Source organism: Aminobacter sp. NyZ550 (genome assembly GCF_025628925.2).
GTDB classification, from domain to species: Bacteria; Pseudomonadota; Alphaproteobacteria; order Rhizobiales; family Rhizobiaceae; genus Aminobacter; species Aminobacter ciceronei.
On the sequence record NZ_CP114193.1, the window covers coordinates 21,523 to 33,938 of the forward strand.

At 59.5% G+C, this 12,416-nt stretch carries 11 protein-coding genes and 1 pseudogene; 9 read left to right on the top strand and 3 right to left on the bottom strand.

Annotated elements, in window-relative coordinates:
• Window positions 1-96 precede the first annotated feature (96 nt).
• The 3 genes from repA to repC all read left to right on the top strand — a co-directional run bounded on the left by repA (window position 97) and on the right by repC (window position 3,872).
• A complete protein-coding gene (gene repA, locus N7E70_RS30505; RefSeq protein ID WP_263008427.1) occupies window positions 97-1,281 on the top strand; it encodes a plasmid partitioning protein RepA in 1,185 nt (394 codons plus the stop codon).
• Window positions 1,282-1,359: 78 nt separating this feature from the next.
• Entirely contained in the window at window positions 1,360-2,358 is a 999-nt protein-coding gene (repB, locus tag N7E70_RS30510) for a plasmid partitioning protein RepB (RefSeq protein WP_263008372.1), read from the top strand.
• A gap of 170 nt (window positions 2,359-2,528) precedes the next feature.
• Window positions 2,529-3,872 (top strand): plasmid replication protein RepC, encoded by a 1,344-nt coding sequence (gene repC / locus N7E70_RS30515; RefSeq protein ID WP_263008373.1) that lies wholly within the window; start codon window positions 2,529-2,531, stop codon window positions 3,870-3,872.
• Window positions 3,873-4,074: 202 nt separating this feature from the next.
• Here repC and N7E70_RS30520 read toward each other — a convergent pair whose 3' ends face one another.
• A complete protein-coding gene (locus N7E70_RS30520) occupies window positions 4,075-5,004 on the bottom strand; it encodes a recombinase family protein (protein WP_263008374.1) in 930 nt (309 codons plus the stop codon).
• Between the two features lie 130 nt (window positions 5,005-5,134).
• Window positions 5,135-6,442 (bottom strand): site-specific integrase, encoded by a 1,308-nt coding sequence (locus N7E70_RS30525; RefSeq protein WP_263008375.1) that lies wholly within the window; start codon window positions 6,440-6,442, stop codon window positions 5,135-5,137.
• 195 nt (window positions 6,443-6,637) lie between these two features.
• On the opposite strand from N7E70_RS30525, the gene N7E70_RS30530 reads away from it, so the two are divergent.
• From N7E70_RS30530 to N7E70_RS30550, 5 genes are all read left to right on the top strand, one after another.
• A complete protein-coding gene (locus tag N7E70_RS30530; protein WP_263008376.1) occupies window positions 6,638-7,582 on the top strand; it encodes a DUF1403 family protein in 945 nt (314 codons plus the stop codon).
• A 4-nt stretch (window positions 7,583-7,586) separates the two neighbouring features.
• Entirely contained in the window at window positions 7,587-8,306 is a 720-nt protein-coding gene (gene scpB, locus N7E70_RS30535; RefSeq protein WP_263008377.1) for an SMC-Scp complex subunit ScpB, read from the top strand.
• 194 nt (window positions 8,307-8,500) lie between these two features.
• The gene (locus N7E70_RS30540; RefSeq protein WP_263008378.1) at window positions 8,501-9,190 is read left to right on the top strand and encodes an NAD(P)/FAD-dependent oxidoreductase; all 690 of its coding nucleotides are present in this window, start codon (window positions 8,501-8,503) and stop codon (window positions 9,188-9,190) included.
• 11 nt (window positions 9,191-9,201) lie between these two features.
• Window positions 9,202-9,939, top strand: coding sequence for an aspartate/glutamate racemase family protein (locus N7E70_RS30545; RefSeq protein ID WP_263008379.1), 738 nt, complete (start codon window positions 9,202-9,204; stop codon window positions 9,937-9,939).
• Between the two features lie 12 nt (window positions 9,940-9,951).
• Window positions 9,952-10,599 (top strand): GntR family transcriptional regulator, encoded by a 648-nt coding sequence (locus N7E70_RS30550; protein WP_263008380.1) that lies wholly within the window; start codon window positions 9,952-9,954, stop codon window positions 10,597-10,599.
• Between the two features lie 527 nt (window positions 10,600-11,126).
• Here the strand turns inward: N7E70_RS30550 and N7E70_RS30555 are convergent.
• Window positions 11,127-11,655 (bottom strand): annotated as a pseudogene (locus tag N7E70_RS30555) (UvrD-helicase domain-containing protein); the annotation flags it as partial.
• Window positions 11,656-11,672: 17 nt separating this feature from the next.
• On the opposite strand from N7E70_RS30555, the gene N7E70_RS30560 reads away from it, so the two are divergent.
• The gene (locus N7E70_RS30560; RefSeq protein ID WP_263008381.1) at window positions 11,673-12,383 is read left to right on the top strand and encodes a PfkB family carbohydrate kinase; all 711 of its coding nucleotides are present in this window, start codon (window positions 11,673-11,675) and stop codon (window positions 12,381-12,383) included.
• The last annotated feature ends 33 nt before the right edge of the window (window positions 12,384-12,416 follow it).

The window sequence follows — 12,416 nt, forward strand, 5'->3', positions numbered from 1 at the left end:
GTCTCGTTAACCCTATTCCGCTTGCGCAGAATCGGGATACAAGCGATGGTCACGATAATTTCCGGATTTCTGGAAAATATCGACACTAGGATGACTATGACCGCGAACCTGCCCGACTCGAAGCCGGAGGCATCCTTTGCTGATACCATTCTTCAGCAGAGCAACGAGATTTCTCGTCGTCTGGACATGCTCCGGATTGAGAACTTTCCGCCCGATGCACAAAAGAAGCTCCGGCGCTTCTCGCTCGCTGAAGTCGCAGATTTTGTCGGTGTTTCGCAGAGCTATCTTAAGAAGCTTCACCTTCAGGGGAAAGGCGTCGAACCGCAGGTGACGCCGAGCGGCAGGCGCCACTACACTGCTGCGCAGATAGAGGAGTTGCGCACTCTCCTCGACCGCTCCCCGCGTCGTCGGGAGAACGACAAGTTGCAGGTCATCGCTGTCGTCAATTTCAAGGGTGGCAGCGGCAAGACGACCACCGCTGCTCACCTTTCGCAGCATCTCGCGTTGAAAGGTTTCAGGGTTCTGGCGATCGACCTCGACCCTCAAGCGTCGCTCACTGCGCTGTTCGGCATTCAGCCGGAGATCGATGGCAATCTCTCCCTGTATGAATCACTTCGCTATGACGAGGATCGCAAACCGATCTCCGAGGTTATTCGTTCGACCAGTTTTCCGTCCTTGGATATCGCTCCTGCGAATCTTGAGCTGCAGGAATACGAGTACGAGACGCCGATTGCGATGCACGCCCAAGATTCGGTCGCTGGACGAACCTTCTACACTCGTATCGGCGGAGCCCTCTCTGAGGTGGATGATCGATACGATGTCGTGGTGATCGATTGTCCTCCGCAGTTGGGTTACCTGACGCTCACGGCCCTTGCCGCTGCAACGTCGGTACTCATCACCGTTCATCCTCAGATGCTCGATATCATGTCGATGAGCCAGTTCCTGCTTATGCTTGGTGGAATTCTGAAGAGCATAGAAACGGCAAACGTCAAGGTCTCCTTGGACTGGTTCCGATACCTGGTCACGCGGTACGAGCCAGGAGACATACCGCAGCAGGAAATGGTTGGGCTGATGCAGTCGATGTTCGCTCGTCAGATGCTCCGAAATCCGATGGTGAAATCAACTGCGATTTCCGATGCGGGATTGACCAAACAAAGCCTCTACGAGGTTGAGCGATCGTCTTTCGTTCCCTCGACTTACGACCGCGCACGGGAATCCTTGGACGCGGTCAACTCTGAGATTATCGGTCTCATCCTATCCGCATGGGGCAGAACGCCATGATCCATGAATTGTCAGCCGTACACGCGGGCGATTTCTGGCGTCTAAACAGCATCTTAAAGAGAATCTGGAGGCCGTAAGATGGCCCGTCGCGATATCTTTCGGAACATCAAGGGTGCGGACTCCGATTCGCCGCAGGAGCGCACGCCGGCGCCGGGCTACGCTGCACGCGGCGCTTCACGAAACATGCTCGCCTCAATTGGGGAGCTAGCCGAGAAAGCGGCGAAAGCCGAGCAGTATCTTCAGGGTGCATCCGTTGTCGAGCTTGATGCCGCCCTCGTCGATTCATCCTTCGTGTCTGATCGTATGGAAGACGACGACGACGGGTCGTTCCAAGAGCTCGTGAATGCGATCCGTGACCATGGGCAAGAAACCCCAATTCTCGCACGGCCTCATCCGAAGCAGGAGGGCCGCTACGAGGCCGTCTTCGGGCATCGCCGTCTCCGAGCGGCGCGGTTTCTCGGCCGCCCCGTAAAAGCTGTCGTCAAGGCGGTCACCGACGTCGACCATGTGATCGCCCAAGGGCAGGAGAACTCTGCCCGCGAGAACCTGTCCTTCATCGAGCGTGCCGCGTTTGCTCAGCAGCTTTTGGATCGGAGCTATGAACGCTCGACCATTCAGGCAGCCCTAACGATCGACGCTCCGATGTTGACGAGAATGCTATCGGTGACAAGTCGTGTGCCGGAAGCCCTCATAAGAGCGATCGGTCCATGTAAGGGAATTGGCCGAGATCGTTGGCTCGACTTCGCCCAAACGATCGAGAAGCCATCAAACCGGACGGCCGCGGAGATGTTCGTGACCTCGCAACCCTTCGTCGAAGCAAAATCAGACGCCCGCTTTGATCTGCTGCTGGCAGAGTTGAAGCGCACCGACCGGCCACGTCGGGACGGAAGTGTCAAACCGGCAAAGACCAGATGGCAACCTGAGGACAAAACCTTGTCCGCCGAGTTGACGGATTCCGGCAAGATGTTCGCGGTTTCCTTCAAATCGAAGGATGCCAGTCGCTTTGGCCGGTATCTCGCCGCGAACCTCGACCGGCTCTACGGCGAATTCAAGCAGCGTGAGAACGAGGAAAGATAGACGGAAATGTAGCGCGCAAAAGAAAAAGGCCCCCGAAACAGTGTCCCGGAAGCCCTTCTCATGAGTGGTATCTAGAGAATCGCATTTCCGAGAATCACCGTCAAGAGCCGATGAGGCTCAGCGCCGTTTCGGCGAGCAGATTTCTTTTGCCTGAACACAGGTGAAGGACAATGGAAGCGCATATCTCCACGACGCCCTTTGGGCGGCGATCGATGACACTTGGCATGATTTCAAGCCAGGTCACGGCCAGAGCCATGCCTGCGGACGCAGCGGTCCATAAGTGGCATGTCTTCCAGAACATTAAGGAAGCCCGGATGGCTCTGGGCGCAACTGATCGCGCTCTGGCAATCCTGGATGCGCTGCTGTCATTCCATCCGGATACAGCGCTCTATGGTGATAGCGCGCTGATCGTCTGGCCATCCAATGAGCAGCTGATCCGGCGGGCTAACGGTATGTCACCGGCGACGCTGCGCCGGCACCTGGCCAATCTGGTTGATTGCGGCCTGGTCATCCGTCGCGACAGCCCCAACGGCAAGCGCTTTGCCCGCAAGGGGCAGGGCGGTGAGGTCGAGCAGGCCTATGGCTTCGACCTTTCGCCGATCGTCGCGCGGGCCGAAGAGTTCAAGGATCTGGCCGAGGCGGTTCGTGCCGAGGTTAAGGCCTATCGTCTGGTTAGGGAACGGTTAACCATATGCCGCCGCGACATCGTCAAGATGATCGAGACAGGCATTGAGGAAGGTGTCCCAGCCAACTGGGGGAGGGTGCAGCAGACCTATCAGTCGATCGTTAGCCAAATTCCTCGTACGGCGCCCAGGCAGGTTCTGGAAGCGATTGCGGCCGACCTTGACGATTTGTGGGCGCAGGTGCGCGATGCATTGGAATCATTCGTAAAAACAACGAATCCGAACGCCAATGAGTCTCAAGTTGAGCGCCACATACAGAATTCAAAACCAGACTCTAAATTTGAATCTGAAAACGGCTTCCGAGAAAAGAAAGAAGCGAGCGGCAACGCTGCGGAAACCGACAACGTACGGAGCCTGCCGAAGCGGGAGCTGCCTTTGAGCATGGTGATGGATGCCTGCCCGAACCTAGCCTGGCTGCTGAAAGGCGGCGGCGAAATCCGGCACTGGCGCGATTTCCTGGCTGCCGCTGAAGTTGCCCGGCCGACATTGGGGATCAGCCCCAGCGCCTGGGAGGAAGCGCGCATCGCCATGGGCGAAACCCAGGCGGCGATTACCATTGCCGCCATTTACCAGCGGGTCGATCAGATCAACAGCGCCGGCGGCTATCTGCGTAATCTGACGGACAAGGCGAAAGCCGGGAAATTCTCGGTCTGGCCGATGGTCATGGCGCTGCTGCGCGTGAAATTCGATGCCTCGAAGGCTACCGGAGGCGGGGCAGGGGCGGGCGTCGTCGAACTCGAAACGGCTGCAAAAGTGGTTCGGACGGAACAGCGCCTGGAAATCAGCGATGCGCTACGGCGCAGCCTCGACAAGACGGACCGTGAACGGTGACGCGTTTGAACAGCCTAACGATCAAGCTCGATTTTTGTGGGCAGCGGCTTCAGGTGGAGGCGGTTGTTTTGGAGACTCGTCGCTATGATTGTGAATCGGCATGCAATTTTTGCGCGCCGATTGACACTATGATCGACACTTTGGGCAATCATGTCGATAAAACCTCCAAAAAACGACAGATACTCTCAAGATCAAGGGACGGTCACGTGGCATCAGTCGGTAACAACCCGGATCGTACCGCCCGATCCAGCAGGTTCTTTACCGAAGAAGGCGACCATTTAGAGCCACCGCGCGGGGTTCGCTCATGCAGGCGCTCGAGCTGGCCAGCGATCTCCCGGAGGCTGAGAGCAGGGTTTGACGAGTGTATGCCCGCAACCAGCGTCATCAAACGGTCCTCCGGCAAGCGGGGAGGGGATTTCTTCAGCAATTCGGCCTCCGCCATGCCCTCGGCAACCATCCATTTGACCGCCCGGCGAAGCCGCTCCGGTGTCAGATCGACTCCCCGCTGTTTCAGCACTCGCGCGATGTCGTCCCAGGTGTGGTCGGGGCGCAGACGCCGTACGGTCGAAAGCCATTGATTGGCAGTGGCCTGGACGCGCGCGCCATAGGCCGCCTTCTGAGCCGCCGTCATCTTGGCCAAGGCTTCCGGTCGGTGTTCGCGGATGCCTGGATTGCCCGGTTTCTTCCCTTTTGCCTTGGCGGCGCGTATGCCGGCCTTGGTGCGTTCCGAGATCAAAGCGCGTTCAAGCTGGGCGACGGCGCCGAGCACCTGGAGGGAAAACATGCCCTGCGGTGTTGACGTGTCGATCGGATCCCGCAGCGATCGGAAATGCGCCCCTTTTGCAGTCAGATCCTCGATCATCTCGAGCAGATGGCTGACGGAGCGAGCCAAGCGGTCAAGGCGCACGACAACGAGGGTGTCGCCGGCGCCGATCTCGCGAAGCAGCTTCGATAGAGCAGGGCGGCCGCGTGACGCTCCAGAGCCGTGCTCCTCGACGATCTCATCGCAACCGGCCGCGTGGAGTTCTATTTCCTGCGCCTGGGTGTCCTGTTCGTCGGTAGAGACGCGAGCGTAGCCGATTTGTCGGCCCTGTGGTCGACGGGAAGCGCGATTTTGCGTGTCAGCGGCCATTTGGAGCGCCTGAGAGAGGAGGGGAGGGCAGATTTCCAAACGCAGAAGATACGGATAACCGATCGTTTGGTGGCTTCTGTCGCAATTGTCGCGATCCGAAGATGCCAACGGGGTAGGGGAGGGGGCTTTTTTACAGTCCCGATGCCCTGGTGAGATTGACTCGAAACCGATCGCGCCGGCGTTGGTACTTTCGCGTCATCTCGGCGCTCGCATGTCCAAGCTGCTTCTGAACATAGCGTTCGTCGACCTCGGCGGAGGAGGCGAGGCCAGAGCGCAACGAGTGTCCGGCGAACAGCTTACCGCGCTGGCCCTCCGGCAGATCGCCGCGGACGCCAGCCTCCAGCGCAGTCCGCTTAACGAGGCGAGCGACCTCCTGGTCATTGAGACGCTCCGATCCGACTGACTTGCCCTGGCCCGTCACACGGCGGAACAGGGGGCCGTGCACGATCCGCGCAAACTTGAGCCAGGTCTGGAGCGCCACGACAGGGCAGGTTGCATCGGATGAGCCGCGTCCGACCTCGACTTCGCGCCATCCGGTTTTGCCGCGCAATGTGAGCAGAATTCCTTTGTCCAGAATCTCCACCCAGCCGGACGAATCCTCGGTCTGATCGCGGCCGACGTCGAGGCCAACGACCTCGGAGCGGCGCAGGCCGCCGGCGAAGCCGAGCAGCAGCATGGCGCGGTCGCGCAAGCCGCGCAGGGCGCCGCGATCGAGCGTCTCCAGCATGGCGATCAGGTCCTCGGGCAAAACCGCTTCCTTCTGGCGAGGTGGGGCGGCGTGCTTGTTGCGGATGCCCGCCATGACCGTGGCGATATGGCGGTCTTTCCGGTTCAGCGGCTGACCGCGCTGCGCAAAATTCCAGGTCAGCGAGGAGAGCCTGCGCTCAATCGTTGACACCGAGTTTGGCTTCTTATCGCCTGTTGAAGTGCCGGAAGCGCAGGCGGTGATATAGAGCCCAACGGTCTCGGGGTCGGCTGGGAACATCCCGAGGCCTTGCCGGCGGCACCAACTGGCGAAATGTTTCCAATCGGACGCGTATGCGCGGCGCGTGTTGGCAGAGCTCGCCGCCTCGACATAGTCGCGCGCGCGATCGGCCAGCGCGCCGAGATGCGCCGGAAGGCGTGGGCTTTGGGTGACCGGAAGGGTTGGGGGTGAGGAGTGGTCGGCATCGCCGGCGGAAAGCCAACGATTTGGCTTTCCGAACTCCGAACGCCCGGAGCCATAGCGGAGGGTCTGGGCATCCGTCGGCGGCACTTCCGGGACGCGGCCCATCTCCATGACGAGGTCGACGATATCGGGCAGGTCTTCCGCACAGGCCCCTTTAGTGTCGGCCGACAGCCGCGCGCGCGAAACATCTTCCACCGTCCCCGTGCTGTGGGACGGTCCGGAGGGTCGCGCGAGGTGATTTTCGGGCTTCTGCTCGACATTTTGGGCCATTCTTCATATAAAGAGCATAACGAACGATAATGCAACATTATCGTTCGTTATTTGTCCACGACAAGCGCGGCGGTTTTCGTCATATCCGCTTGCAGAAAGCGCCGCCTTGATTCATCCTCTTGCGTGATGATTCTCCGACCCAAATCCTCTTTGGCTCGACACCTGACGCTGCCCGGCGCGCCTTCGGCTGTGCCGATGGCGACAGTGCCCGCTTGGCTGCGCCGCGCCGTCCCCGACGCGCAAAGCCTTGCGGCCAAAGACGTTGAGGACGTCGCGCTCGCCGCCGGCGCCGCTGTCGGCGCCCTCGATACGGTGGTCCGCCGCCAGGACCGTTGGGCCGGCGCCTGGCGGCAGCGCCTGGCGCTTTCGGCCGCCGCGGTAACGGCGAAGCAGGCTGGCCGCGCCGAGGATGAGGCCCCATTGCGCGATGCGGTGCTGCTTACACGATCGGGAGATGATGTCGGCCCAGCAGGCCGGATGCTGTTGGCGTGGCGTCGGCAGTCAGCGCGACCTGCGGAAGAACTGCTGATGGAGAAAAGCCTCGCCGCAGTGTTGGAAGGATTCGGCTACGCCCGCGATGATGAGGCGGTCAGCAACCTGGCGGAGGAGTTGCGGCAGCTCAGCGTCGGTGCTGCGCCGGTCGGAATGCTGGTCGGGGTGTTCATAGCAGCCGAGCGCCACGGCTTCGGCCGCACTCTTGGAGCCTGGCTCGCCGACGCCCTGCTGGCGCAGCGGCTAGGGTGGGTACATGCTATGCCGTTGCTGGGCACCGAAGGGGATTTAGGTGTGGGCACGGGCCGGCCGCGGCGAGCGGGGATAGCCGCGGCGATTGCAGAGACGGATACCGAGCGTGCGAAAGGTCTGCTTGCCGCGCAGGCGCGCGCGGCGCTCCGCGCCATCGATCTTTCGGCCGAACTCGGCCGCCGCGCGGACCGACTGCTTGCCGTGGCGCCAAAACTCAGAGCCAAGGCAGCGGACATCGTCGTCGAACGGCTGTTGTCCGACGACGCGATCGTCGCATCGGAAAAGATCGCTGGGATAAGCGACCGGGGATTGCGCCGCCTGTTCGATCGGCTGGTCGAGCTTGGCGCCGTTCGCGAACTGTCTGGGCGTCCGACCTTCCGCATTTACGGGCTTTGACGCAATGGTAGAGGCGGTGCGCACAAAAAGAGGCAAAGGCCGGTCAGACGATAGTCGATCAAATGACTATTTGTTCGACCGCGAGCTGGATCATCTGCCGCCGGAGGTGCGGTGGCGAGAGTGGATGAACCGCGTCGAAGCAACAATCTTCGCTGCGAGCGAACCGGTCGCGCGTGAGACGCTGGCGAAGATCGTGGGCAAGAATTGCAGTATCGACCTGCTGATCGACGACATCCGGGAAGAACTGCGCGGCCGGCCCTATGACCTGGTCGCCGTCGCCGGTGGCTGGAAACATCTGACCCGGCCAGCCTATGCCGATGCCATCCGTACGGCGGTCGGCGGCGGTGAGAAGGCCACCAACCTGACGCAGTCGGAAGTGCTGGCGCTGATGTGCATCGCCTACTTCCAGCCTATCACCCGCGGGGAACTTTCGTCCTTCTTCGGCAAGGAAGTGTCGCGCGACCTGATCGGCCATCTGCGCGGCGCAAAGCTGATCACTTCAGGGCCGCGCAGCCCGACACTGGGTGCGCCTTACACCTATGTGACGACAAAAGAGTTCCTGCTCGAGTTCGGGCTCGACACGCTGCGCGACCTGCCGGATTTCGAGGCGCTTGAAGACGCCGGACTGCTATTTAAGGAAAAGCTGCTCGCGGGCGATATTCCGGTCAGCCTGATAGGCGGAGAAGGTGATAAGGCCGAAGACGGCGAAGACAAGAGGCTTTGAATATGTTGGCTGTGCTCTCGCCTTATCTGCGTCCATACACGGCCCCCATAGCTGCCCGTCCGCAATGCGCCCCATGCACGAACCCGCTTCGCGGGAGCTCGCCTTGCCCCGAGATGGCTTAGTATACGTAGCCATTGAACAGGTAGCGGCGGGAGAGCCGACCATGGAGTTCCCTTCAACGAGAGGAAGTCGCCATGGCTACCCCGTCGACCGATGCACCCGTTTCACCACTTCGCCAGCGCATGCAGTACGACATGCTCATGCGGGGTCTCGCCGATGCCATTGCCGCTCGGGGCGGTCGCTTCATAAGGGGCGAGGCCCGCCTTATAGGCGGGGGGTCACGCGTCGCGGTCGCCCTGGATGAAACCATGCTGCATCCCGATCGCGTCGTCGTTGCCGGCGGCGCCTGGTCGGCGGAACTGGCGGCGCAGATTGGCGAGCGGATACGCCTCGAGACGGAACGCGGCTACCATGTCGAGTTCGCGACCGAGCGTTCCCTGCTGCATTCGCCGACCTGCTATCCATCGGCGGGCTTCTACATGGTTCCGCTTTCCCACGGCCTGCGTGCCGCTGGAACGGTCGAACTCGGTGGACTGGACAAGCCTTTCCGCAACGTGCGCGCCGCCGTGATCGAGCGGACCGCGCGGTTCTTTCTGCCTGCGCTCGGGCACAAGACCTCTGACTGGCTCGGCTTTCGGCCCTCGATGCCCGATTCCATACCTGTCATTGGCAAGTCCATCACGCGACCGGACGTCGTCTATGCCTTTGGGCACGGTCATATCGGGCTGACGCTGGCCGGCATTACGGGAAGGATCGTGTGCGATCTGGTGAACGGCGATACGCCGCCGATTGATCCAGGCCCTCTACGACCAAATCGATATTAAGGGAGAGTTGCATGCCGATCTATAAAGTGCGTCGCGAGGCCGAGTGCTATGGCCACGATATCGGGATTTTGCTTATCGACTGCCGGACGCCTTTCATTCCCGGCGACGTCGGCAACGCCTACACCTATGACTATCCGGTGCTCTATAAAACGGTACCGGACGTCACGCTCACGCGTCTCATCGACGAGGGCGACCTGTCGCTGACAGACAGGGTGGTCGAGACGGCACGGGCCTTGGAGGCGTCGGGCGTCGCAGCGATCACAAGCGATTGCGGCTACATGATGCACTTTCAGGAACTCGTCGCTGAAGCCGTATCCATCCCGGTCATGCTGTCCAGCCTGCTACAGCTTCCGTTCATAGGATCGCTGCTGGGACCGAAGCAGTCGATCGGACTGCTTTGCGCCAACAAGGAACGGCTGACCGAAGACTTGCTTGCCCGCGCCTATCCAAATCAGCCGGTGAAAATCCATGTCGCGGGCATGGAGCGGATGCCCAACTTCCGTGGGCCTATGCTGGACGAGACCGATACGCTGGACAGCGACGCGATCGAACGAGAAATGTTGGCGACCGTGGACCATATGCTTGCCGGTCATCCAGACATCGGTGCATTTCTTCTGGAGTGTTCCAATATGCCGCCGTACGCGGCTGCAATTCATCGCCACACCGGTAGACCGGTTTTCGATTTTGTGACGATGATAAATCACGTCGCTGCCGCGGTGATGCCGAAGATATACAGCGGTCGTTACTGACTCGGGGGTGAAATGGACCAGGAAGCGTCGAACGCGAAAAAGGATACTGCCTATCACGCGTTCAAAAGGAACATCATCGACTTCACCTTTCCGCCCGGCGCGCTCCTGACCGAGGAATTCCTCGCGGAGAAATTCAAGATCAGCCGCACCCCGATACGCGACGCGATCCTGAAGCTGCAACAGGATGGCCTTGTCGAACGCGCGAGCAAAGGGGTCCAGGTCAAGCGCTTCACGCTCGCCGAGGTGATCGATACCTATCTGGTGCGTGAGGCTCTCGAGAAATGTGCCGTGCGCTTATGCGTCGAACGCGCTGACGCTGCGGACCTCGTTAGTATTCGTGAGAGTGTTGAAAGCTATGTACATATAGATACAAATGCAGAAAGTTACTTTTCTTTAAATGAAAAATTTATAGACTTTCATTCTCAACTGGTTAAATATTCAAATAACAATTTGCTGTTGAGCCAATATGGTGGTATAGTGGATAGAATAAGAATAATAAACAGAATGCATATGAATCAAAGTTTATCCATAAATGACGTAATGATTAGGCATCTGAATATAATCGATGCCGTTATAGATAGAAACGCTTTTCTGGCTGAGGCATTGATTAACTCGTCTTTTAAACGAATTATCAAGCATCTTGAGGTATCAATAGAATAAGCCTTGGGGAGGGGTGTGAGCGTATTTCGTCCAATCCCCAAAGTGGAACACTTCTATGAAGCGCAGATGACCAACCATTTCGGGCTCATCATAAGTCCCGCGCGCCGAGATTTTGATAAGGTATGTTTCGGCTGCCTGACTGTGCTCGACCAGTGTAGCGAGTGTCCTGCGGGTCACTATACGCGCGGCTTGCGGAAGAGCTGGCTCGTCTCCAGCAGCCCTACGAGGTCTTTCATCCGGTCGCGGGTGGCCATTGCAAAGAAGAGATGGACCAGAGCCGGGAACGTCGAACGATGACGACGCCAGCAAGCGTGCTGGACCGGAGATGCTCCGAATGCTGCGTGGTCACATGATGGGTGACAACAAGGTCCGGTTCACTGACGCCGCAGAAAGCATGATAGGTCGAACTCGTAAGTGGAAAGCTTCATCGCAGATGCACTTAATTTGAGAATCTTGCAGCAAGGATTCTCGCAATTAGATGCCAATCCTGAACAAAACCGGCGCATTCTTGCAATTAAAGGCCAAACGACAGGATCATAGAGGTTGCGGTAGTGCGCGAGGCTCAGCCGCGGAAACTCCTCCTCGAGGAGCTCGACCGCCTCGGTCCTATCCATCATCCGCGGGTCTTTCGACAGGCCGAGCTCCGCATGGAAGCGACGGATGATATCGAGGCCGAAGGCATGGAACGTGCCGATCCACATCGCGGCCGCCGCCTCGGGCCGCTTGCGCGATCCTTTCGGCCATCTCACCCGCCGCCTTGTTCGAGAAGGTTAGGAGCAAGATACGCCTGGGATCGATACCCTCTTCCAGAAGGCCTCCGACACGCGCGATCAACGTCTGGGTCTTTCGGGTGCCAGGACCCGCTTCGAGCAGATAGGCTTCCCCGCGATGCTCCGACGCCGCTGCTTGCAGCGGATTGAGCGGCCGCCCGACATGCGTTGCCGCCGGTGTGGGCGGCACCGGTGGCAACAGCAAGGCATCGAACAACTGCTGCGCCACGACCTCGAACGGCGCCCCGAGTCTCGCAGCGATCTCAGAAGCGGAAAGGCCTCCATCGTGTGAACCGGCGTGCAATGTTTGCACGCCGATTGACAGCGGTCGGCGACGACGACTTCGGCAGGTTCCTGCTTGCGATGCTCAAAGGCAACGACGTGAATATTAGCCACATTGCGGTATTACCTGAGACGCGCTCGGGGATGAGCGTAGCAATCTCCGATGATGAAGGCGACTATGGCGCTGTCATCGTCTCCGGCGCCAATCTCCATGCGGACCAGTCACAACTTACGGATGCCGCCCTCTGGAAGGATTCGCGTATACTGGTCCTGCAGAACGAAATGCCGGAGGCGATGAATATTGCCGCCGCACGCGCGGCAAGGTCGGTTGGCGCAAAGGTTTGTCTTAATGCGGCTCCGTTTAGGCCGTTGTCGGCGGAATTCAAAGCGCTGATTGACGTGCTGGTAGTGAACGCAATCGAGGCGGAGCAGCTCAGCGGTTTGTCGGTAAGCGACCTAGCGTCTGCCCGCGACGCAGCCGAGCTTCTCGCCAAACAATTTGAGACGGTTGTGGCTACTGTAGGGGGTGACGGCGTGGTCGGAGTAACCGAGGGCGCGCCTGCAATTTTGATACCGGCACTTCCCGTGACACTTGTTAGCACACACGGTGCGGGAGACGTGTTCGTTGGAACACTTGCTTACGCTTTAGCCGGCGACGCGGCGTTCTGCGAAAGCCTTAAAATTGCGAACCGCGCAGCGGCTGCTCATGTCGCTGCGCCCAAGGTAGCGTAATCCCACGCACATTTCGCAACCGACCTAGCCTGG

What these genes read in the sequence shown, in the direction of transcription:
- scpB (WP_263008377.1), top strand. Translation starts at nt 7,587, where the DNA reads ATGGTAGAGGCGGTGCGCACAAAAAGAGGCAAAGGCCGGTCAGACGAT.
- N7E70_RS30545 (WP_263008379.1), top strand. Translation starts at nt 9,202, where the DNA reads ATGCCGATCTATAAAGTGCGTCGCGAGGCCGAGTGCTATGGCCACGAT.
- repA (WP_263008427.1), top strand. Translation starts at nt 97, where the DNA reads ATGACCGCGAACCTGCCCGACTCGAAGCCGGAGGCATCCTTTGCTGAT.
- N7E70_RS30520 (WP_263008374.1), bottom strand. Translation starts at nt 5,004, where the DNA reads ATGGCCGCTGACACGCAAAATCGCGCTTCCCGTCGACCACAGGGCCGA.
- N7E70_RS30525 (WP_263008375.1), bottom strand. Translation starts at nt 6,442, where the DNA reads ATGGCCCAAAATGTCGAGCAGAAGCCCGAAAATCACCTCGCGCGACCC.
- N7E70_RS30550 (WP_263008380.1), top strand. Translation starts at nt 9,952, where the DNA reads ATGGACCAGGAAGCGTCGAACGCGAAAAAGGATACTGCCTATCACGCG.
- N7E70_RS30560 (WP_263008381.1), top strand. Translation starts at nt 11,673, where the DNA reads ATGTTTGCACGCCGATTGACAGCGGTCGGCGACGACGACTTCGGCAGG.
- N7E70_RS30540 (WP_263008378.1), top strand. Translation starts at nt 8,501, where the DNA reads ATGGCTACCCCGTCGACCGATGCACCCGTTTCACCACTTCGCCAGCGC.
- repB (WP_263008372.1), top strand. Translation starts at nt 1,360, where the DNA reads ATGGCCCGTCGCGATATCTTTCGGAACATCAAGGGTGCGGACTCCGAT.
- repC (WP_263008373.1), top strand. Translation starts at nt 2,529, where the DNA reads ATGGAAGCGCATATCTCCACGACGCCCTTTGGGCGGCGATCGATGACA.
- N7E70_RS30530 (WP_263008376.1), top strand. Translation starts at nt 6,638, where the DNA reads ATGGCGACAGTGCCCGCTTGGCTGCGCCGCGCCGTCCCCGACGCGCAA.